General features: G+C 45.2%; 1 protein-coding gene. It reads right to left on the minus strand.

The window, feature by feature from the left end; translation table 11 throughout:
- Window positions 1-30: 30 nt before the first annotated feature.
- Window positions 31-951, minus strand: coding sequence for an IS30 family transposase (locus FD30_RS05780; protein WP_056944246.1), 921 nt, complete (start codon window positions 949-951; stop codon window positions 31-33).
- Window positions 952-983: the final 32 nt, after the last annotated feature.

A 983-nucleotide genomic window follows, 5' to 3' on the forward strand; every position in this document is an offset into this window, starting at 1 on the left:
GGGAGATTGCAAGAATTATCCGAACACTTATTAGAACCTCATCTGTTCCCAGAAGACCTCTAATGGTGTACGCCAATTCAAGCATTCTAATGGCATGGTGTTCATTTTCCAATTGATATCGACCAGTTCTTCATCAGTAATATCTTCGATGGGCCGCCCTTTAGGAACAAAACGCCGTAATATTTTGTTTCGTTGCTCATTAGTTCCACGTTCATGAGGAGAATAGGCATGCGCAAAGTACATAAGCTTGCCCGTTTCGTCTTCGAATTCTTGATATTTGGCGAATTCCTTACCATGATCGACCGTAACGGTTTTAAAGTTATCTCCCAACAAGCTAGCAATATCCACTAATACAGCTTTCATCGCACCACTATCGCGTCCAGATAAACGGCGAGTGATGGTTAAACGTGAGGCGCGGTCAACCACTGTGGCCAAAGCTTGACCTTTCTTTTTCCCGGATAGAACAGTGTCCGCCTCGAACTGACCAATCGTCTTGCGACCGTTGTTAGTTCGCTCTTCAATTGATCGACCACAAGCAGCCTTACCGCGAGTTTCATGGCTACGCTGGTAACGAATAGCTCTATCAGGCAACTCCTCAGAGGTGATTTCTAAGCGGCCCTGAGCTAACCAATTATAGAAGTTTCGCTTAGCCTCACCGGTTAATTGTGCAATTTGTGCAAAAGAGAGATGCCGTACACGAATCCCCTCAGTAATAAAATCATTGAGATTTGCGGTCAAGTTGGTTTTTCTTCCCCGCTGAGTGCGACGCGAAGTTGTTTGATTCTGAGCCGCCGTAGCAGAGTATGGCTGGTCCCGTAAACGATGTAGTTCATAAGAGATGGTCGAGACGCTCCGATTAAGGTGTCGCGCAATTGATCGCAGTGATTTTGCGGAATCATGCCAATCTTGGATGACAGCTCGTTCTTGAAATGATAAAGTAGACTTACTCATAGAGGTTCTCCTTTGATAGTGTTGTGGTAATT

It is taken from the genome of Levilactobacillus namurensis DSM 19117, from assembly GCF_001434785.1.
In the GTDB taxonomy this organism is placed as follows: domain Bacteria; phylum Bacillota; class Bacilli; order Lactobacillales; family Lactobacillaceae; genus Levilactobacillus; species Levilactobacillus namurensis.